Raw genomic sequence first — 19,860 nt, forward strand, 5'->3', positions numbered from 1 at the left:
CATCATGGTCGAACTCACCCTCCCAAAAAACTCCAAGATCAATCCGGGCAAAACCTGGCCGAAGCCGGAAGGCGCGACGAATGTGCGCGAGTACCGGATTTACCGCTGGTCGCCGGACGACGACCAGAACCCGCGCGTCGACACCTATCATGTCGACATGGACGATTGCGGGCCGATGGTGCTAGACGCGCTCCTGTGGATAAAGAACAAGGTCGATCCTACGCTGACCTTGCGCCGCTCCTGCCGCGAGGGCATCTGCGGCTCCTGCGCCATGAACATCGACGGCACCAACACCCTGGCCTGCACCAAGGGCATGGACGAGATCGACGGCGCGGTGAGGGTCTACCCGCTGCCGCACATGCCGGTAGTCAAGGATCTCGTGCCCGACCTCACGGTGCCCTATGCGCAGCTCACGTCGATCGAGCCGTACCTGAAGACCGTCTCGCCCGAGCCGGCCAAGGAGTGGCTGCAGAGCCACGAAGACCGGCAGAAGCTGGACGGGCTCTACGAATGCATCCTGTGCTTCTGCTGCCAGACCTCCTGCCCGAGCTACTGGTGGAACGGCGAGCGCTATCTCGGCCCCGCCGTGCTGCTGCAGGCCTATCGCTGGCTGATCGACAGCCGCGACGAGGCGACCGGAGAGCGGCTGGACAATCTCGAAGATCCCTTCCGGCTTTATCGCTGCCACACGATCATGAACTGCACGCAGGCCTGCCCCAAGGGCCTGAACCCAGCCAAGGCGATCGCCGAGATCAAGAAGATGATGGTGGAACGGGCCGTGTGATGAACCACGTTCTGCCCCCCGACATGGAGGGTGGAGCGGTCGCTGAAATCCAGGACATCCTTGACCGCCTCGCCGCAGATAATGGCGTTGCCATTCCGTTGGCAATCGAGAGTGGCAGCAGGGCCTGGGGGTTTCCGTCGCCGGACAGCGACTACGATTGCCGGTTCGTCTACCTTCGGCCGGCGACGGAAACGTTCACGCTGTTCCCGCGACGCGACGTGATCGAACACCCGCTGTCGAGCCTGATCGACGTCGGCGGCTGGGAGCTTTCGAAAGCGCTTCGTCTTCTCATCCGTGGCAACGCGGTGATCATAGAGTGGCTCACCTCACCATTTGCCTACCGCGAACACCCCGAGTTCCGGGCCGGGTTTCTCGATCTCGCCGAAGACGTTGCCGACAGAAGCCTGGTGGCGCGGCACTACTTCCATCTCGCCGAAGGCCAGTCCGTGCGCTTTTTGGACAATCCGGATGGCGAGGTGGCACTCAAGAAGCTGCTCTATGTCCTCAGGCCCCTCATGGCGCTGAGATGGCTGTCAGCACGACCTGATGCGGCAGTAGCGCCCATGAACTTCGGCTTGCTGTTGGACGGTGTCGATCTTTCCGCGGATGTTCGCCAAGACATCAGTGACCTGCTGGAGCGGAAGCGGACGACGCGCGAACTCGGCACGGGCAAGATACCGGGGTCGATACACGAATTCATCTCCGGCACATTGCGCGATATGGAAGATTTCAGGGAAGCGCCCGCGGAAAAGGACACGGAGGCGGGCGAACGCGCTGCCGACGACTTCTGGCGCAACTGGACAGAACGTCTATCGCCAGCCTGAGCCTCTTGCTCGACGCCTCCGCCTTTGCCACATAACGGCCCATGGACACCCCCGCCTCCGACCTCCCCCTCCTCAACGCCATCGAAGCCCGCGTGCTGGGCTCGCTGATCGAGAAGAAGGAGCTGACGCCGGACGTCTATCCGCTGACGCTCAACGCCATGCTGTCGGCGGCGAACCAGAAGACGGCGCGCGAGCCAGTGATGAGCCTGGACGCAGCCGACATCCACCGCGCCTTCAAGTCGCTGCAGGACAAGGGCCTCGTGCGCCAGGTCTCGGGGTCGCGCGTGGAGCGTTTCGAGCATCTGCTCGGCCAGCGTTTTTCGCTGACGCGCGGCCAGACCTCACTGCTCGGCCTGATGATGCTGCGCGGGCCGCAGACGGCCTACGAACTCCTGTCGCGCAGCGAGCGCATGGCGCGCTACGCGTCGGTCGAGGAGCTCCTGTCCGATATGGACCTCCTGATCGGCCGCAAGTTCCCGCTGGTGCACCTGGTCCCGCGCGGCCCCGGCCAGCGCGAGGACCGCTATGCGCATCTCCTGAGCGGGCCCGTCACCGTGGCGCCGCGGGCAGCCGCCCCGCATTCTCCTTCCGCCCCGCAATCCGAACTCGAAGCCCGCGTCGCCGCCCTCGAAGAGCAGCTTGCCGAACTCAGGGCGCAGGTGGAGGCGCTGTCGGCGGGCCGCTGAAGCCCGGCGGGTATCATCTTCGCGGTTGGCGCGCTAGATTGGCGAACGCCACCAGCCGACGAGCGGATGCGATGCCGGGTCAACAGGTGCGATACGTGAGAAGTTTCGACGGCGCCCAGATCGCCTATGCGGTGAGCGGGAGCGGTCCTCCGGTCGTGCTGATGCCGAGCTGGCTGACCCACCTCGAATACCAGGGTCGGAGCGTGGCCTGGCAGCCATGGCTGGAGGCACTCACATCCCGCCATACGTTGATCCGTTACGATCCGCGCGGCTGCGGCCTGTCCGACCGGGATGTCTCGGACCTCTCCTTCGACGCCTGGGTAAAGGACTTCGCCGCTCTCGCCGACAGGCTGGAACTTCACCACTTTCCCCTCATCGGAGCCTGCCAAGGCGGGGCGGTCGCCATCGACTTTGCCGGAAGGCATCCCGGGCGTGTCAGCCACCTCGTCCTTTATGGCACATACGCGAGGGGGCGGAACCGGCGCTCGTCCATCCCGCTCGAGCCGGAGAAGGCGAAGGTGATGCTCGACATGCTCGAGCTTGGCTGGGGACAGGAGGATTCCGCCTTCATGCGATCCTTTGCTACGCAATTTCAGCCCGAAGGTTCGATGGAGCACCTTCGCTCGTGGTGCGAGCTGCAGCGCCGGGCGACGTCGCCGGCCAATGCCGCGGCACTGACGCGGATCATGTTCGATATCGACGTGAGCGACTCTGCGGCAAGAATTGCCTGTCCGACACTCGTCGCCCATCCCGATCGCGACGCGGTGGCGCCGATCGAAGAAGGGCGGCGGCTCGCGCAGATCATCCCGGACGCCCGTTTTCTCCAGCTGGACAGTCCCAATCACTTCCTGCTTGCCGACGAACCTGCGTGGAGCACGTTCCTTCAGGCACTCGATGATTTCCTACCCGCATCGGACGCAGCGATCGACGATTTCGCACTGACGCCGCGGGAGCGTGGAGTGCTCGACCTTCTTGCCGACGGGCTCGATAATCATGCGATCGGCGGGGAGCTGGGCATCAGCGAAAAGACCGTACGCAATCATGTTACGGCGATCTTCGACAAGCTCGGAGTCACCACCCGGGCACAAGCGATCGTCGTGGCGCGCGAGGCCGGACTAGGGGACAAGCCTGACGCCTCCAGGACCGGAGTCCCCGCCGGGAACCGCCAGACCGGCCGATAACCCGCGCCAGCCGGGACATCCGCCTCATGCGGGGCATGGCGGCGCGGGAATAGAGTCTCTCCTCACGCCGTATCACCGGCCTGCCGGGAGAATCACCATGATCGCGAAGGTCCGCCAGCAACTCTCATCCCCAGCACTCGTCTCATGCGCCATCGCATCCGTCTTGCTGCTCGTCCCTGCCGCCTATGCCGGCGAGGCGGGCCACCACGCCGAAACAATGTCCGTCGAGAGGCTGAAAGTCATCTATCTGGGCTGCGAGGACTCCGCGACGTCGCAGAGACTGGCGGGCGGCGACGCTATGTACTGCTCGACCGTCTACGAGGAACTCAAGGAGCGCGCATTCGACGGCAATTCGAAGAAGATCCGCGAATGGCTCGATAGCCGGTCCGGCACGCGCGGGGCGTACGGTTGACGCCGGTCGTACGCTCACGCAAGCGTGTCACGGCTTGATTTTGAAACGCTGCGCCGCTGGACTATTTCTCCGGAAAATGGAGAAGAAATCGATGTTTCGCAGCCTCGTCGCAGCTTCATTCATCCTCGCCGGCGGGTTGCTTTCGCCCGCCATGGCCCAGCAGACCGAGACCGCCATCTTCGCCGGCGGCTGCTTCTGGTGCGTGGAATCGGATTTCGACAAGGTTCCAGGGGTCGTCTCGACGACATCGGGATATTCCGGCGGGACGCTCGAGAACCCGACCTACCCGAACCATGAAGGCCACCGGGAGGTAGTCCGGATCGAATATGATCCGGCCAGGGTGGACTACGAAACGCTGGTCGACGTCTTCTTCCACACCGTCGACCCGACGGACCCCGGGGGCCAGTTCTGCGACCGCGGACATGCCTACACGACCGCCGTCTACGTGAACGGCGACGGGCAGAAGGCGGCAGCCGAGAAGGCGAAGGCCGATGCGCAGCAGTCGCTTGGCAAGAAGGTCGTGACCCCGATCGAAGCCGCCGGGCCGTTCTGGCCGGCCGAGGGCTACCATCAGGATTACTACAAGAAGAACCCGCTCAAGTATCGCTACTACCGCTTCGCCTGCGGCCGCAACGCGCGCGTCGAGGAGGTGTGGGGCAAGGCGGCGTACGAGGGCGTTCCCTCGCACTGATCCATCCGCTGACGCGATGGCGATCGCCGGTTACCGGCGTTCGCCATCTGTTTTCAGCTACGGCCGCGGCCGAGCCTTTCCTTCGCAATCGCCTCCGCGACCTCCTCGGTCGTGCGCCCCTCTGCCTCGGCGCGCCGGAAGATGGCCGTCAGCACTTCCGGTATCCTTTCGACCCGCTTCATGGTCGCGTCCGCGTCATAGCCGCCAGGCGCAAGTTCGGCGGCAACGTTCATCAGGCCGCCGGCATTGATGACGTAATCCGGCGCATAGAGGATGCCCCGCTCCCCGAGCAGATTGTCGTCCCTGTCCGTCGCCAGCTGGTTGTTGGCCGCACCGGCGATAATCGAGGCCTTCAGCAGCGGGATCGTCTCCCGCGACAGAATTCCGCCGAGCGCGCAAGGGGCGAGAATGTCGACGTCCGCCTCCAGGATCGCATCGCCCATCAGCGACTGGGCGCCCAGACGGTCGACCGCCTTCTGCGCGCGTGCCGGATCGATGTCCGAAACAGTGATGAACGCGCCTTCCTTCCTGAGCTTTTTCGCCAACGACCATCCGACGGAGCCGAGGCCCTGGATCGCGACGCGGATACCCGCCAGCCGGTCCTTGCCGCGACGATGGGCAAGCGCGGCCTTGATGCCGAGGAAAACGCCGTGCGCGGTCACGGGAGAGGGATTGCCGCTGCCGCCGCTGGTCGTGCCGGTCACGTTCGGCGTACGGGCGCGAAGGAAATCCGCATCCTCCAGCGTCAGCCCGACATCCTCTCCAGTGTAGAACTGGCCGTCGAGCGCCCGCAACATCTCCGAATAGGCCTCGAGCAGTTCGGGCGTCTTCTGCGTCTTCGAATCGGCGATGATCACCGCCTTGCCTCCGCCGAGGTCGAGCCCGGCGATGGCGGACTTGTAGGTCATGCCGCGCGACAGCCGCAACGCATCCGTCAGCCCTGCCTCGAAGCTCTCGTGGGGCCACACGCGGGTGCCGCCCAATGCCGGTCCGAGTGAGGTGTCGTGGATTGCCACGATCGCCGTGAGCCCGCGACTGTCGTCGCGGCCGAGCCAGATCTGCTCGTGTCCGTCGAAATCCGGCAGGCCTTCCGCCTGCGCGGTGATGTCTTCAAGGGAAAGCGACGATTGACGACCGGGCACCCTGACCTTGCGGGGTTCGGTGGATTGAAGCATCTTTCGGATCCTCCCGAGATCTTTGAAACGATGCTTCAGATATAGGTCGAACCGGCCGATCTTTCCTTTCGAAGATGGCCGGGCCGGCGAGCTTCCATTGCGGATTCAGGCGCCGTGGCGCCAGAATCGGGCCGAATACGTTGAAGCGCTTTCAGGCGAGACGCGCGTCCAGCGTCACGTTGATGGCGCCGAGAGCCTTCGAAACGGGGCATTCCGCCTTGGCCTTGTCGGCGAGTTCCTTGAACTTTGCCTCGTCGATGCCCGGAACGGTCCCGGTCAGGGTCAGCGCGCTGCCGGTAATGCCGGTGCCCGGCACCAGGGTCACGACCGCCTTGGCGTCGAGCTTATCGGCCGGCGTGCCGTTCTCGGCCAGGAAGTGCGACAGCTGCATGGCGAAGCAGCCGGCGTGGGCGGCGGCGATCAGCTCTTCCGGATTGCTGCCGGCCTTGCCGCTCTCGTCCTCGAAGCGCGATTTGAATGAATAGGCGAGCCCGCTGAGCGCGCCGCTCTGCGAACTGAAGGTTCCGGTCCCTTCCTTGAGGTTTCCCTCCCAGGTGGCGGTGGCTGAGCGGTCCATGCAGAATCTCCATTGTCGTGATGTTGGATTGCGTCTGACGACAATACCTTGGCGGCCGGTCGCGATCCGACAAGTTTCCGTTACCGGTGTGCCGACATCAGATCGGCTCGCCGCGCAGCAGGTTCGGGGCGGGCCCCGCGAGGCCAGCGGCCTGCCGGATGAAGAACTCCTTCAGCCACGGCATGCGGTCGACCATGCCGAGCCCAACGTCGCGGATCGTGCGCAGCGGTGCGAAGTCGTTGGAGAACATGCGGTTCAGCACGTCGGTGGTGATGCCCATCTGGACGGTGTCGAAACGGCGCCAGCGGGTGTAGCGATCGAGCACATCGATGGCGCCGATATCCTCGCCAAGGCGGTCGGCCTCCACGACGACCTGGGCCAAAGCGGCGGCGTCCTTCAGGCCGAGATTAAGCCCCTGCCCGGCGATCGGGTGGATGCCGTGCGCGGCATCGCCCGCGAGCGCGAAGCGGGGGGCGACGAATTCGCGCGCGAGCGTCAGCCCCAGCGGCCACGCCTTGCGCGGACCGTCGACACGTATCTCGCCGAGCTTGAGGCCGAAGCGAAGTTCCAGTTCCGTCTCGAACACGATGTCGTCCTCCGCCACCAGGCGGTCGGCCACCTCGGTGCGCTCGGTCCAGACGATCGAGGAGCGATTGTTGCCCTTCTCGTCGGGCTTGAGCGGAAGGATGGCGAAGGGACCGGCCGGCAGGAAATGCTCCTCCGCGCGCCCTTCGTGCGGCCGCTCGTGCGCGACAGTGCAGACGATGCCCGACTGCCCGTAATCCCAGTGCACGGTCTTGATGCCCGCCATCTGGCGCAGGCGCGACTTCACCCCGTCCGCGGCGACCAGCAGCCGCGCCTCGATGGAACCGCCGTCGGCGAGCGCGACCGTCACCGATGCGCCGTCCACGTCGAAATGGTCCACGGCCACGCCTTCGACGATGGCGATGCCCAGTTCGCCGGCGCGGCGCCGCAGCGCCGCGTTCATCGCCCGGTTGGGAACCATGTGCGCGAAGGGTTCTCCTTCCTTCACCTCGCCGTCGAAGGTGAGGAAGACAGGCCGCACCGGGTCGGTGGTGCGGGAATCGGTGACGATCATGTCCATGATCGGCTGCGCGGATGGCTCCATCTGCGACCAGCAGCCGAGCTGTTCGAGCATGCGCCGGCCAGCGGCGGCGATCGCCGAGGCGCGGGCGTCGCGCTCCCAGACGCCGGCGGGCGCCGCATCCACGACCGTGATCTTCAGGTCGGGCCGCGCCTGCACGATGGAAACCGCGGTGGCGAGACCGACATACCCCGCGCCCGCCACGACGATATCGACATTGTCCTGCATCTCTTCCGGCATCCTCGTACTCCGCTCCCGCAGCGATGCGGCCGCCGGCCGCTTGACTTATCCTGCCTAACTGTCCGAAACCGGCCTCCCGGCAAGCCGGCGCCAGCGCGAGAGGGGCCAAAGCACCATGTCTTCAGCCATGCAGGAACTCCTCCGCATTCTCGACCTGGAGCACCTGGAGCACAACCTGTTTCGAGGTCGCAGCCCCCAGACGACCTGGCAGCGGGTGTTCGGCGGCCAGACCATAGGCCAGGCGCTGGTCGCGGCGCAGCGCACCGTCGACCCCGACCGGCACGTCCATTCGCTGCACGGCTACTTCATGCGGCCCGGCGACACACAGGTACCGATCGTCTACGAGGTCGACCGCATCCGCGACGGCGGCTCCTTCACCACCCGCCGCGTCGTGGCGGTCCAGCACGGCAAGGCGATCTTCTCGCTGGAAGCTTCGTTCCAGGTCCTGGAGGACGGGCTGGACCACCAGGTCGAGATACCGGCGGACGTGCCTTTCCCGGACGAACTGAAAAGCCAGCGCGAACTCCTGGAGACGACACCCGAGGTTCCAGAAAACATCCGACGCTTCTGGGCACGCGAGAGGCCGCTGGAGATCAAGCCGGTCCACCTGGAGCACTATGTCAGCCGGGACAAGCTGCCGCCCCGTCAGAGCGTCTGGATCAGGACGACGGGGCCCGTGCCGGCGCAATGGCCGGTGCAGTCGGCGGTGCTGGCCTACCTTTCGGACATGACGCTGCTCGACACGGCGACCTTCGCCCATGGCCGGGCGATCTTCGATCCCGACCTGCAGGTGGCGAGCCTCGACCACGCCATGTGGTTCCACCGTCGCGATCCGCTCGACGACTGGCTCCTCTACACGCAGGACAGCCCGTCGTCCTCCGGCTCGAGGGGTTTCACCCGCGGCGCGCTCTATTCGCGCAACGGCACGCTGGTCGCATCGGTGGCTCAGGAAGGGCTGATCCGGGTGAGGACGCGTGCCTAATATTTAGGCATTTCGCTTTTTTTGCATATTTGTTAACCCAATCCATTGTGCAGCGCGACATAGATGCGTGACCGGGCTGCGCCATCGCCTATGGATTCCAGCAGGTTAACCCCTTCTCGCCCGAACTGGCACGGAGCTTGAATCACCTTGGGCACGCTCTGGCTGCCTAGGCGTGCCGGCGGTGTCACGTAACGCGGGGGACCCGCAAGAAAAGAGGGTGAAACCTTATGAAGATCGTGATGGCTATCATCAAGCCTTTCAAGCTCGACGAGGTGCGCGAGGCGCTCACCGCCGTCGGGATCCAGGGCCTGACCGTCACCGAAGTCAAAGGCTACGGGCGTCAGAAGGGGCATACCGAAATCTACCGCGGAGCCGAATATGCGGTGAGCTTCCTGCCCAAGATCAAGATCGAGGTCGCCGTCGGTGGCGACATGGTCGACAAGGCCGTCGACGCGATCAGCGGAGCCGCCAAGACCGGCCAGATCGGCGACGGCAAGATCTTCGTCTACGGGATCGATCAGGCCGTGCGCATCCGCACCGGCGAGACCGATGTCGACGCGCTTTGAGAGCCAATTCGATTTCAAGGAGACAGAAATGAACCTTTCGAACATTTCCAGGGCTGCGTGGCGGCCTGCATTGCTCGGCGGCCTCGGACTTGCGGCTCTCGGGGCAAGCGCGGCTTTCGCCCAGGATACCGCAGCCCCCGCGGCCGAAGCTGCCGCGACCACCATGGACAAGGGCGATACCGCCTGGATGATGTTGTCGACCATCCTCGTCCTCTTCATGGTGCTTCCGGGCCTGGCCCTCTTCTACGGCGGCCTGGTGCGCGCCAAGAACATGCTTTCGGTGCTGATGCAGTGCACGATGATCACCGCGGTCGTCATCGTCATCTGGGTGGTCTACGGCTATTCCTTCGCCTTCGGCGGCGGCACCGGCGCCTATTGGGGTGGGCTCGGCAAGCTGTTCCTGTCGGGCGTGACGGCTGAAAGCGAGGCTGCGACCTTCTCCGACGGCGTAGTGATCCCGGAATTCGTGTTCATCTGCTTCCAGATGACCTTCGCCTGCATCACGCCGGCGCTGATCATCGGCGCCTTCGCAGAGCGCATCAAGTTCTCGGCGGTCATCCTGTTCGTGGTGCTCTGGGTCACCTTCGTGTACTTCCCGATCGCACACATGGTGTGGGATGCCAACGGCCTGCTGTTCGGATGGGGCGCTCTCGACTTCGCCGGCGGAACGGTCGTCCACATCAATGCCGGCATCGCCGCGCTCGTCGGCTCCATCATGATCGGCAAGCGCGCCGGATACGGCAAGGACAACATGGCTCCGCATTCGATGACGCTGACCATGGTCGGTGCATCGATCCTTTGGGTAGGCTGGTTTGGCTTCAACGCCGGCTCCAACCTCGAGGCCAATGGCGGCGCCGCACTGGCGATGATCAACACCTTCACCGCGACCGCCGGCGCCATCATCGCCTGGGTCGTCATCGAAGGCCTCGCCCGTGGCAAGGCCTCCATGCTCGGCGCTGCCTCTGGTGTCGTCGCTGGCCTGGTGGCAGTCACTCCGGCCGCCGGCCTGATCGGACCGGTCGGCGCCATCGTGCTCGGCGCCATTGCCAGCGCGGTCTGCTACTATTTCGTGGCCGTCGTGAAGATCAAAGCCGGCTACGACGACTCGCTGGACGTGTTCGGCATCCACGGCATCGGCGGCATCGTCGGCGCCATCGGCACGGGCGTGTTTACCTCGTCCTCGCTCGGTGGCATCGGCTATGCCGAAGGCGTCAGCATGGGCGGTCAGGTTTGGATCCAGATCCTCGCCGTTCTCGTCACCGTCGTATGGTGCGGCATCGGTTCGGCGATCCTCTACAAGATCGTGGACCTGATCGTCGGCCTGCGTCCGACCGAAGAGGCCGAGCGCCAGGGGCTGGATCTCACCTCGCACGGCGAAGTGGCCTACCACTCCTAAAACTACCGCGGCGGTTCGCCCGCCGCGCCCATCCGGTGCCCCAGGGCACATCCTCCCAGGAAACGGAGCCCGGCACCGCCGGGCTCCGTTTTCTTTTCGGCCGCGGAGTTCCGCGCGCCGCTGGATGGTTAATGCCGCTTTAACCTCGCCACCCTAGTCTGACCCCGATTTCGTGACCCGCCTGCGCGTGGATTGCGAGAGGTCGATCAGAGGAAGGAAAGCATGCGCCAAGGCAACCCCGCAGCCTTCGCCATGTCCGGCATCGGATATGGCATCCAGACGTTCCTGCGCCGGCAGTTCCTGCGCGCGCTCGGTCTGGCGCTGCTCGCCTCCTGTGCCTTCGCGATCGCCGGCCTCGCGACCTGGAACGTCGCGGACCCGAGCTTCAGCCACGCCACCGCCAACGAGGTGACGAACGCGATGGGTTATCCCGGCGCGGTGTTCTCCGACCTCGCCATGCAGTTCTTCGGGCTCGCGGCGGTTGCCGGTCTGCTTCCCGCATTTTCCTGGAGCCTGTTCCTGCTCGCGGCGCGCCGGCTCGACCGGCTGCCGCGCCGCGGCCTCGCCTGGTTCGGCGCGCTGTCCCTTTCGGCCGGCATCACCGGCTGCATCGCGGCCCCGCAGACCTGGCCGCTTCCTTCCGGGCTCGGCGGTGTTGTCGGCGACATCGTCCTGAAGCTGCCCGGCGCCCTGGCCGGCGGATATCCGACCGGCTGGGTCGCAGCTCTTTGCGCGGTGGTTCTGGCCGCGCCCACCGTCTGGCTCATGCTCTTCGCAACCGGTCTCATCGGACGCGTTCCGGTCTCCGAGGAGGACTTTCCGTCCGAGGCGGACGAGATCGACGACGCGCAGCAGGACCCGGAAGAAAGCGGCGGTATCCTCGCGCTTGGCGCGGTTGTTCACTTGTGGCTCTCGCTGCGCGCCTTCGTCCGCCGCACCTTTAGCGCCGTGCGTCCTGCGCCCCGCACCGTCTACGAAAAAGACGAGCCAGAGGACGATGCGCTGCTCGACCTCGAAGTGTCGCGGGACGACCGACTGACGCCCGCTGCGCCGGCCGCCCCTCGCGCCGCGCGGATCGAACCGAAATTCACGGCCGAGCCGGCGTTCGAGCCGTCCATCGACGAGGATGACGACGCCTTCGCCGACGAACCGATGGATTTCGACGACGACGTGCCGCCCGTACCGGAACGCCGTCGGGCCGCACCGCAACAGGAGGAGACCGACCTCCAGGTTCGGAATTTCCGCTCCGTGCCGGGCCAGGCGCGCGTCGAATCCCCCGCGCCCCGGCCGCAGCCGGGAAGCCGCGTCCAGCGCGAGGCACAGACCAGCCTGATCGAGGCCGACAGCTTCGAGATGCCCTCGCTGCACTTCCTCGCCGAAGCCAAGAACGTCGTGCGCGACGCCAGCCTCTCGGCCGAGGCGCTGGAACAGAACGCGCGGCTCCTGGAAGGCGTGCTGGAAGATTTCGGCGTCAAGGGCGAGATCATCCACGTGCGTCCCGGCCCGGTGGTCACGCTCTACGAACTGGAGCCGGCGCCCGGCATCAAGTCGAGCCGCGTCATCGGCCTAGCCGACGACATCGCGCGCTCCATGAGCGCCATCGCCTGTCGCGTCGCGGTCGTTCCTGGCCGCAACGCCATCGGCATCGAGCTGCCGAACGCCAAGCGCGAGACGGTCTATCTGCGCGAGATCCTCGCCAGCCGCGATTTCGAGCAGTCGAAGGCCAAGCTGGCGCTGGCGCTCGGCAAGACCATCAACGGCGAGGCGGTGATCGCCGACATCGCCAAGTTCCCCCACTTGCTCGTCGCCGGCACCACCGGCTCGGGCAAGTCGGTGGCGATCAACACCTTCATCCTGTCCATCCTCTACCGCATGAAGCCGGAGGACTGCAGGCTGATCATGATCGATCCGAAGATGCTCGAACTCTCCGTCTATGACGGCATCCCGCATCTGCTCACCCCCGTCGTCACCGACCCCAAGAAGGCGGTCGTGGCACTGAAGTGGACAGTGCGCGAGATGGAGGACCGCTATCGCAAGATGTCGAAGGTGGGCGTCCGCAACATCGACGGCTTCAATCAGCGCGTGGCGCAGGCGCAGAAGAAGGGCGAGGGCATTTCCCGCACCGTCCAGACCGGCTTCGACCGGGAGACCGGCGAGGCGATCTACGAGACCGAGAACCTCGACCTGTCGCCCCTGCCCTACATCGTCGTCATCATCGACGAGATGGCCGACCTGATGATGGTGGCGGGCAAGGAGATCGAGGGCGCCGTGCAGCGCCTCGCGCAGATGGCGCGCGCGGCCGGCATCCACGTCATCATGGCCACGCAGCGCCCCTCCGTCGACGTCATCACCGGCACGATCAAGGCAAACTTCCCGACCCGCATCTCCTTCCAGGTCACCTCCAAGATCGACAGCCGCACCATTCTGGGCGAGATGGGCGCCGAGCAGCTGCTGGGCATGGGCGACATGCTCTACATGGCCGGCGGCGGGCGCATCCAGCGCGTCCACGGGCCCTTCGTCTCCGACGACGAGGTCGAGAAGGTCGTCGCGCACCTCAAGCTGCAGGGCGTGCCGGAATATCTCGATTCCATCACCGAGGACGATGACGACGACGAGGGCGGCTCCTCCGGCGCGGGTACCGGCGGCAGCGGCGCGGGCGGCATGGACGATTCCGACGATCCCTACGATCAGGCGGTCTCGGTGGTCTTGCGGGACGGCAAGGCCTCCACCAGTTATATCCAGAGACGGCTGGGCATCGGCTACAACCGCGCTGCCTCGATCATCGAGCGCATGGAGAAGGAAGGGATCGTCGGTCCCGCCAACCATGCCGGCAAGCGCGAGATTCTCGTGCCGACCGAGGAAGAGACCTACTGAGCCGGCGCATCAGCCAAACTAACGCCGCAGTCGCCGCCTAGGCCCGGTGGCATGAACAGGAGAATCGGAATCATGACCGCATCGTTTTCCGCGCGTGTGAACCGCTTCCGCCGCGCGGCATCGGCCTTCGTCGTTGGCGTCGCCTTGTCGGGAGCAGCCCTTCTCGCCATGCCGGTGACCGAAAGCCCGGCCCAGGCGGCAACCATCGCGGACGCGCAGAAGATCGCCGACCACTTCGCGAACGTGCGCACCATGTCGGGCGAGTTCGTCCAGTTCGGCCCGCGCGGCGAGCAGACGGGCGGCAAGTTCTTCATCGAGCGGCCCGGCAAGATCCGCTTCAACTACGAGGCGCCATCCGGTTTCAAGGTGATTTCCGACGGCGATTCCGTGGTCATCAACAACGCCAAGCTGAATACCTGGGATCTCTATCCGCTGTCGAAGACGCCGCTCAAGCTGCTCCTCGACAACCGCATCGACCTCTCGGGAAACAAGGTGCGCAGCGTCAAGCAGGACGAGGACCTCACCACGATCCAGTTGCAGGACAAGTCGGTCTTCGGCGATTCGACCATCACCATGATGTTCGATCCCAAGTCCTACGACCTGCGGCAGTGGACCATCACCGACGCGCAGGGCAAGGACACGACCGTGATGATCTTCAACGTCCAGCAGGGCGTGAACGTGGACCCGAGCGTCTTCAAGATCGACTACGACTACATCTCCGAGAACACCGGACAGGCGACGGGCAGGCGCTGAGCTCGGCCTGACTCCGGACGTTCGACAGCGAACTCGGCCGCATGACGGCGCGGATACCCTCCGCGCCGCTTGTGTTTCGGGCCGGCGGCTGACACTGCTGCTGCGACGTTCAACAGCCCCGCAGCCGCATGCCCCTTTCCATCGCCACCTGGAACATCAACTCGGTACGCCTGCGCCTCCCGATCGTGGAGAAGTTCCTGCGCGAGCATCAGCCGGACCTCCTGTGCCTGCAGGAGACGAAGTGCCCCGACGAGTTCTTCCCGGTCGAAGCCTTTCATGCGCTCGGCTATCCCTTCGTGGCGATCAGCGGACAGAAGGGCTACCACGGCGTGGCGACCATTTCCCGGCGCCCGGTCGAGGTGACCGAGAAGCGCGAGTTCTGCAGCAAGGGCGACTGCCGCCACATCGCGACGCGCTTCGAGGCAGGCGACAGGTCGGTTCTGTTGCACAATTTCTACGTTCCGGCCGGTGGCGATGAACCCGACCCGGAGATCAATCCGAAGTTCCGGCACAAGCTCGACTTCATCGAGGAGATGCGCGACATCGCCGCCGCGCGCGACGGCTCTGACGCGTCGATCCTGGTGGGCGATCTCAACATCGCTCCGCTGGAGGAGGACGTCTGGTCGCACAAGCAGCTTCTCAAGGTGGTCAGCCACACGCCCGTCGAGACCGAGGGACTGGAATCGATGCGCAAGGGCGGCGGCTGGCAGGACCTGATGCGCATCCACACCCCGCCGCCCCAAAAGATCTACACCTGGTGGAGCTACCGCGCGCGCGACTGGCAGGCGGCCGACCGCGGGCGCCGGCTCGACCACATCTGGTCGTCTGAGAACCTGGTCGAGAGCCTGCGCGGCATCGAGGTGCTGAAGGAGGCACGCGGCTGGGAACGGCCTTCCGACCACGTCCCGATCATCGCCCGGTTCGCGCTCGACTGATCCGCCTCAGCGCGTGAAGCGCGATCCTTGCGTCGGCGTCGCGATACCGCAGACCAAGCCGCTTTGCAGGCGAAGACCGCACGCCTCGACCATCCGCCGCGATGCAGCGTTGGTCGCCGAAACCAGCTCGTAGATGTGGGTCGCCGTGAGACGCTCGAACACGCGCGAGATCATCAGCGCGTTGACGTAGTTGCCTAATCCCTTGCCACGCAGGGTATCCGCGACCGCGACCAGGCCACCCCAAGCATAGCGGTGGAAGTCGCTGTGGGAATTGTGCGGCATGTAGCCATGAGCGACGGCCACGACATTCCCGTCGGCGTCTCCGATGGCCGTGGTCGTAGCGGGACCGATGGCTCCGACCAGCATGGAACCCGAGAACGGAGCCACGCCGGCGGCGCTCATGATCGACTGAATACGTTGCGTGCGTTCGCCCGTCGGATCGGTTGGGCTCTCGAGCTCGAACAGGCCGGCCGGCAGGCTACGTGACAGTATCCCTTTCGAGGCCAGGAGCGCGGTGGACCGGTCCGCCAGGAAGACGTCCCAGGTATCCAGGCGGTAGCCGCGTTCGCCCAGGCGGTCCTCAAGTTCGGCCACCCCGTCGGCGGAAATTAGTCGAAAGCCGCAGATGCCGTCGCGATCGAGATACTCGTCGATCCGTTCCCATCCGAGCTTTGCCGGATCATCGCAGCCCATCGTGCGGCCGGTCTGGCATGCCCCGGGTGTGGCCTCGATGAAGGCAGCCGCCGCTTCCGCCCGTGCTTGAAGTCGCTGCTGCGTTTCGGTGCCGAAATAGCCAGCCATCCGATAGCCCTCCGGCAGGGATCATAACGATTTCACAAGCAGCCGCCAGCCGACGGGATCTCCGTTCTCCGGACGCGCTCCCGGTTCAGTGGACCGCGGACCGCAGCGTAGCCGCCGCGGTTAGAGGAACTTGGGCGCCAGCCGCTCGATCCGTGAGGCCATCGCCGCGAAGCCTTGCGACAGCCTCTTGTGGAGCTTGGCCGCCACTTCCGGGTATTCCTCGAGGATCCGCCTAAACAGCGTGCGGTTGAGCCGCATCACCTCGGTATCGCTGGCGGCGGCGGCGCCGGTGAGGCGCCGCGTGTCGGCGATCAGTGCCAGTTCTCCGAGAATAGCGCCGGGGCCGTGCGACGACAGCATCACGCGGCCTTCGCCGGTGTCGCGAAAGAGCGTCACCGACCCCGAAACGACCACATAGGCGCATTCGGCGCGCGCGCCCTCGCGATAGAGTTCCTTGCCGGAGGAGAGTTTCAGACGCTCGGTACCGAAGGCCAGAAGGCGCAGCTGATCGGGTGTGAATTCCTCAAAAATCCCCACGCCGGCAAGGATGCCGATATCGTCTTCAAGCGCCATGAAGCAGTCCCGGCTTCCCCCGCCCCGCCGTGAGCTTGCTAGTCGTTGGCCGACTCAGGGAACGAGCTTGTATCCACCGCTTTCTGTCACAAGTATTTCGGCATTGGAAGGATCGCGCTCGATCTTCTGGCGCAGCCGGTAGACGTGGGTTTCGAGCGTGTGGGTGGTGACGCCGGAATTGTAGCCCCAGACTTCCTCCAGCAGCACGTCGCGCGTGATGACCTTCTGGCCGGCGCGGTAGAGATACTTGATGATGGAGGCTTCCTTCTCGGTGAGCCTGATCTTGCCGCCGCGCTGGTCGAGCAGCAGCTTCTGGCTCGGCTTGAAGGTGTAGGGCCCGACCGCGAACGTCGCGTCCTCGCTCTGCTCGTGCTGGCGAAGCTGCGCCCTGATGCGCGCCAGGAGCACGGCAAAGCGGAACGGCTTGGTCACATAGTCGTTGGCGCCGGCTTCCAGCCCGAGGATCGTGTCGGAATCCGTGTCCTGGCCCGTGAGCATGATGATCGGCGACTTGAAGCCGCCCTTGCGCAGGAGTTTCACCGCCTCGCGCCCGTCCATGTCGGGCAGGCCGACATCCATGATGAGGAGGTCGATCAGCCCGCCGCGCGCGGTCTGGACGCCCTTCGTGGCGGTCGATTCCTGGAGGACCCGGAATTCCTCGTAGAGGGAAAGCTGCTCGACGAGGGTCGAGCGAAGGTCGTCGTCGTCATCGACTATGAGTATCGTGCGTGAGGTCATTTCCCGATCCAGTTTCCCTATCGACAGCCCGGCGCAAGCGCCTTCTTCTAGAGAGCGCACAGAATCCGCGAAAGCCGATCACCGTGATTTGTTCGCAACCGCAGTCTTACCCGAAAAAAAGTGAACGCAATGGGGCATTAACGCAAGGGACCCCGAAGCGTACGATCATCGAGGTTCGCGCCAGGGCCGGGGACCGGTCCAGAGGCTTCCTGGCTGTCGGCGGGACGGTCTTCCCCTGCGCGCTCGGAAGAGGCGGGATTTCGTCGCGGAAACGCGAGGGAGACGGCGCAACGCCGCTGGGGTCGCTGCGGGTTCTTTGGGGATACTGCCGGCCGGGACGCGGCGCACTTCCCCCGACGCGGCTCCCCTTGCTGCCGGCCTTCGAAGCGCTCGGCTGGTGCGACGCACCGGGCGACCGCAACTACAACAGGCCGGTGCGGCTTCCCTATCGGGCCAGCCACGAGGCCATGCAGCGCGACGACCACCTCTACGACATCGTGGTGGTGCTCGACTGGAACATGCGCCCGGCGGTTCGGGGCCGCGGCAGCGCGATCTTCCTGCACCTGGCGCGCCCCGGCTACCCGCCGACGGAGGGCTGCATCGCCGTCTCGCGGCGGACGATGCTGCGGCTCCTGCCGCTTCTGCGGCCGGGAACGGAAATCAGGGTGAAGCGCTGAGCGCCGGGAACCCGATCCGTCTTCTCACCCCCACCAGCCGATGGTGGCGCCCATCAGCAGCGCCACGCCGAGCCAGTGGCCGGCATCGATCAGCGTCAAGTCCCAGCCGAACCCTTCGTAGCGCTGGTTGACGGCGAGCGTGGTGGCCATGAAGCCGAGCCAGACGAAGAAGGCCGAGGTGAGGCCGTTCGCCAGTGTCACCTGACCGGCCCCGAGATGGCCGACGATGCCGGCGAGCGTCCAGGCCATGACGAGTTCGCAAATGAAGCTGGTGATCAGCAGGCTTGCGCCTGGCATGGCGGGTCCGCCGCCCTTCGGCGCGATGCGCGCTGCCTTCATCCACGGTTTCGACAGGACGCCGTAGTAGGCCGCGCCGAAGGCGAAACCCGCGATCGCGGCAATCAGGATCGCGACGTAACTCACCCCGCCGAACTGCATGTCCTTCCCTCCGGCCGCCCCGCGCGGCGCGGTCGATGAAACCCCGAAACCCGTGTGAGGTCAATCGAACCGCCACACCGTCGTGCGCTTGACCTCTGCGTCTTCCAGGGCGCGCGTGACCGGCACTTCGTAGCGGGCCAGTTCGCTCAGCCGGTCGCGTGGGAGGTAGGAGCGGCCGGGATCGCCCACGAGCACCGTGGTGCCTGAGGCGGCGAGCGATGCGAACCATGGGCAGAGGCTCTCGGTCATGGTCCTGTCGTAGAACACGTCTCCGGCGAGGAGAACGTCCCAGCCTCCGTCGGTACCGGTCAGGTCGTCGCTGGTGAAGGGAACCGACACGCCATTGGCCTGCGCGTTGAGCGCCACCGCAGCGCGGCAGAACGGATCGATGTCGGCCGCGAGCATCCGTGCCGCGCCGGCCTTCAGCGCAGCGATGGCGACCAGCCCCGAGCCGGTGGCGAAATCGAGCACAGACTTGCCGGCCACGATACCGGGATTGTCGAGCAGGTAGCGGGCGAGCCCCTGGCCGCCGGCCCAGGCGAACGCCCAAAAGGGCGGCGGCAGGCCGATCTCTTCGAGCTCCTCCTCCGTGCGCTGCCATAGGTGGTGCGCCTCGTCGGCGAGGTGCAGGGCGATTTCCGGCACGTGCGGAGGTGCTGACAGCGCGGTGTTGGCACGGATGAAGTCTTCCGCGTGCTCCAGCGTGATCAGGCGCATCGGCGCGGGGAACGGCTCAGCGGAGGCCGCCCATCCGGCAGACCTCGGCCCATTCGGCCTCGCCGACCGGCTGCACCGACAGGCGGGAGTTCTTGACCAGCACCATCTCCGAGAGCTTCGGGTTGGCCTTGATGTCGTCGAGGGAGACCGGCTTCGGCATGTCCTCGACGGCCTTCACGTCGACGCATTCCCAGCGCTCGTCGTCGGTCGTGGTATCGCGGTGAGCGGTGGCGCAGACCTCGACGATACCGACCACCGCCTTGCCCTCGTTAGAATGGTAGAAAAAGCCGCGGTCGCCGACCGCCATGGCGCGCATGTTGTTGCGCGCCTGGTAGTTGCGCACCCCGTCCCACTGCTGGCCTGCCTCGCCCTTCGCCTTCTGCTGGTCCCAGGACCAGGCGTCCGGTTCGGACTTGAAGAGCCAGTAGGCCATCACGCGCCCTCGGGCTTGTTGAAGGTCCAGTTCCACGGCCGGATGTCGGTCGATGCGAACAGGCCGGCCATAGCATAGGGATCGCCCGCCGCGATCGCCCTCGCAGCCTCCTCGTTCTCCGCCTCCACGACGAGCATGCTGCCGTTCGGCTTGCCGTCGGGGTCGAGGAAGGGGCCGGCGATCTTCAGCACGCCCTTGTCGTTGAGGCCGGTGAGGTAGGCGACGTGGTCGGGCCGCGTGTCCATGCGCAGTTGCAGGTGTCCGGGCTTGTCGTTGCAGATCAGTGCGAACAGCATGTCGTT

At 65.5% G+C, this 19,860-nt stretch carries 23 protein-coding genes; 13 read left to right on the forward strand and 10 right to left on the reverse strand.

Going from position 1 to position 19,860, the window contains the following annotated elements:
* Positions 1 to 4: 4 nt before the first annotated feature.
* The 6 genes from BSQ44_RS00715 (at position 5) to msrA (ending at position 4,578) form a co-directional block, all read left to right on the forward strand.
* Positions 5 to 784 carry a succinate dehydrogenase iron-sulfur subunit gene (locus BSQ44_RS00715; RefSeq protein ID WP_072601477.1) on the forward strand — a complete coding sequence of 260 codons (780 nt, stop codon included), beginning with the start codon at positions 5 to 7 and terminating at the stop codon, positions 782 to 784.
* A complete protein-coding gene (locus BSQ44_RS00720; protein WP_083534305.1) occupies positions 784 to 1,608 on the forward strand; it encodes a nucleotidyltransferase domain-containing protein in 825 nt (274 codons plus the stop codon). Before BSQ44_RS00715 ends, BSQ44_RS00720 begins: the two co-directional genes overlap by 1 nt.
* Before the next feature lie 41 nt (positions 1,609 to 1,649).
* The gene (locus tag BSQ44_RS00725; protein ID WP_072601478.1) at positions 1,650 to 2,294 is read left to right on the forward strand and encodes a YceH family protein; all 645 of its coding nucleotides are present in this window, start codon (positions 1,650 to 1,652) and stop codon (positions 2,292 to 2,294) included.
* 95 nt (positions 2,295 to 2,389) lie between these two features.
* Positions 2,390 to 3,475, forward strand: a complete 1,086-nt coding sequence (locus BSQ44_RS27800; RefSeq protein ID WP_210187909.1) for an alpha/beta fold hydrolase — start codon at positions 2,390 to 2,392, stop codon at positions 3,473 to 3,475.
* Positions 3,476 to 3,572: 97 nt separating this feature from the next.
* On the forward strand, positions 3,573 to 3,887 hold the full coding sequence (locus BSQ44_RS00735; RefSeq protein WP_072601480.1) for a hypothetical protein: 315 nt from the start codon (positions 3,573 to 3,575) through the stop codon (positions 3,885 to 3,887).
* A 91-nt stretch (positions 3,888 to 3,978) separates the two neighbouring features.
* On the forward strand, positions 3,979 to 4,578 hold the full coding sequence (gene msrA, locus BSQ44_RS00740; protein ID WP_072607774.1) for a peptide-methionine (S)-S-oxide reductase MsrA: 600 nt from the start codon (positions 3,979 to 3,981) through the stop codon (positions 4,576 to 4,578).
* Between the two features lie 53 nt (positions 4,579 to 4,631).
* On the opposite strand, the gene BSQ44_RS00745 is transcribed toward msrA, so the two are convergent.
* The 3 genes from BSQ44_RS00745 to BSQ44_RS00755 all read right to left on the reverse strand — a co-directional run bounded on the left by BSQ44_RS00745 (position 4,632) and on the right by BSQ44_RS00755 (position 7,675).
* Positions 4,632 to 5,753: a Glu/Leu/Phe/Val family dehydrogenase gene (locus BSQ44_RS00745; RefSeq protein WP_083534308.1), complete on the reverse strand. Its 1,122-nt coding sequence runs from the start codon at positions 5,751 to 5,753 to the stop codon at positions 4,632 to 4,634.
* A gap of 151 nt (positions 5,754 to 5,904) precedes the next feature.
* Positions 5,905 to 6,330, reverse strand: coding sequence for an OsmC family protein (locus BSQ44_RS00750; protein ID WP_072601481.1), 426 nt, complete (start codon positions 6,328 to 6,330; stop codon positions 5,905 to 5,907).
* 97 nt (positions 6,331 to 6,427) lie between these two features.
* Positions 6,428 to 7,675 (reverse strand): ubiquinone biosynthesis hydroxylase, encoded by a 1,248-nt coding sequence (locus BSQ44_RS00755; protein ID WP_072601482.1) that lies wholly within the window; start codon positions 7,673 to 7,675, stop codon positions 6,428 to 6,430.
* Positions 7,676 to 7,790: 115 nt separating this feature from the next.
* Between BSQ44_RS00755 and BSQ44_RS00760 the strand changes: the two genes are divergently transcribed.
* From BSQ44_RS00760 to BSQ44_RS00785, 6 genes are all read left to right on the forward strand, one after another.
* The gene (locus BSQ44_RS00760; RefSeq protein ID WP_072601483.1) at positions 7,791 to 8,657 is read left to right on the forward strand and encodes an acyl-CoA thioesterase; all 867 of its coding nucleotides are present in this window, start codon (positions 7,791 to 7,793) and stop codon (positions 8,655 to 8,657) included.
* 227 nt (positions 8,658 to 8,884) lie between these two features.
* The gene (locus BSQ44_RS00765; protein ID WP_072601484.1) at positions 8,885 to 9,223 is read left to right on the forward strand and encodes a P-II family nitrogen regulator; all 339 of its coding nucleotides are present in this window, start codon (positions 8,885 to 8,887) and stop codon (positions 9,221 to 9,223) included.
* Positions 9,224 to 9,251: 28 nt separating this feature from the next.
* Entirely contained in the window at positions 9,252 to 10,619 is a 1,368-nt protein-coding gene (locus tag BSQ44_RS00770) for an ammonium transporter (RefSeq protein ID WP_072607776.1), read from the forward strand.
* A gap of 222 nt (positions 10,620 to 10,841) precedes the next feature.
* Complete coding sequence (locus BSQ44_RS00775; RefSeq protein ID WP_072601485.1) at positions 10,842 to 13,493, forward strand: FtsK/SpoIIIE family DNA translocase; 2,652 nt, start codon at positions 10,842 to 10,844, stop codon at positions 13,491 to 13,493.
* A gap of 72 nt (positions 13,494 to 13,565) precedes the next feature.
* Entirely contained in the window at positions 13,566 to 14,246 is a 681-nt protein-coding gene (locus BSQ44_RS00780) for an outer membrane lipoprotein carrier protein LolA (protein ID WP_072601486.1), read from the forward strand.
* A 128-nt stretch (positions 14,247 to 14,374) separates the two neighbouring features.
* On the forward strand, positions 14,375 to 15,181 hold the full coding sequence (locus BSQ44_RS00785; protein ID WP_072601487.1) for an exodeoxyribonuclease III: 807 nt from the start codon (positions 14,375 to 14,377) through the stop codon (positions 15,179 to 15,181).
* A 6-nt stretch (positions 15,182 to 15,187) separates the two neighbouring features.
* Here BSQ44_RS00785 and BSQ44_RS00790 read toward each other — a convergent pair whose 3' ends face one another.
* The 3 genes from BSQ44_RS00790 to BSQ44_RS00800 all read right to left on the reverse strand — a co-directional run bounded on the left by BSQ44_RS00790 (position 15,188) and on the right by BSQ44_RS00800 (position 17,293).
* Positions 15,188 to 15,982 carry a GNAT family N-acetyltransferase gene (locus tag BSQ44_RS00790; RefSeq protein ID WP_072601488.1) on the reverse strand — a complete coding sequence of 265 codons (795 nt, stop codon included), beginning with the start codon at positions 15,980 to 15,982 and terminating at the stop codon, positions 15,188 to 15,190.
* A gap of 120 nt (positions 15,983 to 16,102) precedes the next feature.
* On the reverse strand, positions 16,103 to 16,555 hold the full coding sequence (locus BSQ44_RS00795) for a cyclic nucleotide-binding domain-containing protein (RefSeq protein ID WP_072601489.1): 453 nt from the start codon (positions 16,553 to 16,555) through the stop codon (positions 16,103 to 16,105).
* Between the two features lie 54 nt (positions 16,556 to 16,609).
* Positions 16,610 to 17,293 (reverse strand): response regulator transcription factor, encoded by a 684-nt coding sequence (locus BSQ44_RS00800; RefSeq protein WP_072601490.1) that lies wholly within the window; start codon positions 17,291 to 17,293, stop codon positions 16,610 to 16,612.
* Between the two features lie 83 nt (positions 17,294 to 17,376).
* Between BSQ44_RS00800 and BSQ44_RS00805 the strand changes: the two genes are divergently transcribed.
* Positions 17,377 to 17,970: a L,D-transpeptidase family protein gene (locus BSQ44_RS00805; protein ID WP_072601491.1), complete on the forward strand. Its 594-nt coding sequence runs from the start codon at positions 17,377 to 17,379 to the stop codon at positions 17,968 to 17,970.
* Between the two features lie 24 nt (positions 17,971 to 17,994).
* On the opposite strand, the gene BSQ44_RS00810 is transcribed toward BSQ44_RS00805, so the two are convergent.
* From BSQ44_RS00810 to BSQ44_RS00825, 4 genes are read right to left on the reverse strand one after another with little or no spacing between them, the layout of a single operon-like run.
* Positions 17,995 to 18,408: a DUF1761 domain-containing protein gene (locus tag BSQ44_RS00810; protein WP_072601492.1), complete on the reverse strand. Its 414-nt coding sequence runs from the start codon at positions 18,406 to 18,408 to the stop codon at positions 17,995 to 17,997.
* A gap of 60 nt (positions 18,409 to 18,468) precedes the next feature.
* On the reverse strand, positions 18,469 to 19,125 hold the full coding sequence (locus BSQ44_RS00815) for a class I SAM-dependent methyltransferase (RefSeq protein ID WP_072601493.1): 657 nt from the start codon (positions 19,123 to 19,125) through the stop codon (positions 18,469 to 18,471).
* A 16-nt stretch (positions 19,126 to 19,141) separates the two neighbouring features.
* Complete coding sequence (locus BSQ44_RS00820) at positions 19,142 to 19,558, reverse strand: EVE domain-containing protein (protein ID WP_072601494.1); 417 nt, start codon at positions 19,556 to 19,558, stop codon at positions 19,142 to 19,144.
* Positions 19,558 to 19,854 (reverse strand): YciI-like protein, encoded by a 297-nt coding sequence (locus BSQ44_RS00825; protein WP_072601495.1) that lies wholly within the window; start codon positions 19,852 to 19,854, stop codon positions 19,558 to 19,560. Before BSQ44_RS00825 ends, BSQ44_RS00820 begins: the two co-directional genes overlap by 1 nt.
* Between the last annotated feature and the right edge of the window lie 6 nt (positions 19,855 to 19,860).

The sequence above is a fragment of the Aquibium oceanicum genome (genome assembly GCF_001889605.1).
Classification (GTDB): domain Bacteria; phylum Pseudomonadota; class Alphaproteobacteria; order Rhizobiales; family Rhizobiaceae; genus Aquibium; species Aquibium oceanicum.

Excerpts from the sequence above, each read along its gene's own strand:
- BSQ44_RS00715 (WP_072601477.1), top strand. The coding sequence starts at position 5 with ATGGTCGAACTCACCCTCCCAAAAAACTCCAAGATCAATCCGGGCAAA.
- BSQ44_RS00720 (WP_083534305.1), top strand. The coding sequence starts at position 784 with ATGAACCACGTTCTGCCCCCCGACATGGAGGGTGGAGCGGTCGCTGAA.
- BSQ44_RS00725 (WP_072601478.1), top strand. The coding sequence starts at position 1,650 with ATGGACACCCCCGCCTCCGACCTCCCCCTCCTCAACGCCATCGAAGCC.
- BSQ44_RS00735 (WP_072601480.1), top strand. The coding sequence starts at position 3,573 with ATGATCGCGAAGGTCCGCCAGCAACTCTCATCCCCAGCACTCGTCTCA.
- msrA (WP_072607774.1), top strand. The coding sequence starts at position 3,979 with ATGTTTCGCAGCCTCGTCGCAGCTTCATTCATCCTCGCCGGCGGGTTG.
- BSQ44_RS00745 (WP_083534308.1), bottom strand. The coding sequence starts at position 5,753 with ATGCTTCAATCCACCGAACCCCGCAAGGTCAGGGTGCCCGGTCGTCAA.
- BSQ44_RS00750 (WP_072601481.1), bottom strand. The coding sequence starts at position 6,330 with ATGGACCGCTCAGCCACCGCCACCTGGGAGGGAAACCTCAAGGAAGGG.
- BSQ44_RS00755 (WP_072601482.1), bottom strand. The coding sequence starts at position 7,675 with ATGCCGGAAGAGATGCAGGACAATGTCGATATCGTCGTGGCGGGCGCG.
- BSQ44_RS00760 (WP_072601483.1), top strand. The coding sequence starts at position 7,791 with ATGTCTTCAGCCATGCAGGAACTCCTCCGCATTCTCGACCTGGAGCAC.
- BSQ44_RS00765 (WP_072601484.1), top strand. The coding sequence starts at position 8,885 with ATGAAGATCGTGATGGCTATCATCAAGCCTTTCAAGCTCGACGAGGTG.
- BSQ44_RS00770 (WP_072607776.1), top strand. The coding sequence starts at position 9,252 with ATGAACCTTTCGAACATTTCCAGGGCTGCGTGGCGGCCTGCATTGCTC.
- BSQ44_RS00775 (WP_072601485.1), top strand. The coding sequence starts at position 10,842 with ATGCGCCAAGGCAACCCCGCAGCCTTCGCCATGTCCGGCATCGGATAT.
- BSQ44_RS00780 (WP_072601486.1), top strand. The coding sequence starts at position 13,566 with ATGACCGCATCGTTTTCCGCGCGTGTGAACCGCTTCCGCCGCGCGGCA.
- BSQ44_RS00785 (WP_072601487.1), top strand. The coding sequence starts at position 14,375 with ATGCCCCTTTCCATCGCCACCTGGAACATCAACTCGGTACGCCTGCGC.
- BSQ44_RS00790 (WP_072601488.1), bottom strand. The coding sequence starts at position 15,982 with ATGGCTGGCTATTTCGGCACCGAAACGCAGCAGCGACTTCAAGCACGG.
- BSQ44_RS00795 (WP_072601489.1), bottom strand. The coding sequence starts at position 16,555 with ATGGCGCTTGAAGACGATATCGGCATCCTTGCCGGCGTGGGGATTTTT.
- BSQ44_RS00800 (WP_072601490.1), bottom strand. The coding sequence starts at position 17,293 with ATGACCTCACGCACGATACTCATAGTCGATGACGACGACGACCTTCGC.
- BSQ44_RS00810 (WP_072601492.1), bottom strand. The coding sequence starts at position 18,408 with ATGCAGTTCGGCGGGGTGAGTTACGTCGCGATCCTGATTGCCGCGATC.
- BSQ44_RS00815 (WP_072601493.1), bottom strand. The coding sequence starts at position 19,125 with ATGCGCCTGATCACGCTGGAGCACGCGGAAGACTTCATCCGTGCCAAC.
- BSQ44_RS00820 (WP_072601494.1), bottom strand. The coding sequence starts at position 19,558 with ATGGCCTACTGGCTCTTCAAGTCCGAACCGGACGCCTGGTCCTGGGAC.
- BSQ44_RS00825 (WP_072601495.1), bottom strand. The coding sequence starts at position 19,854 with ATGCTGTTCGCACTGATCTGCAACGACAAGCCCGGACACCTGCAACTG.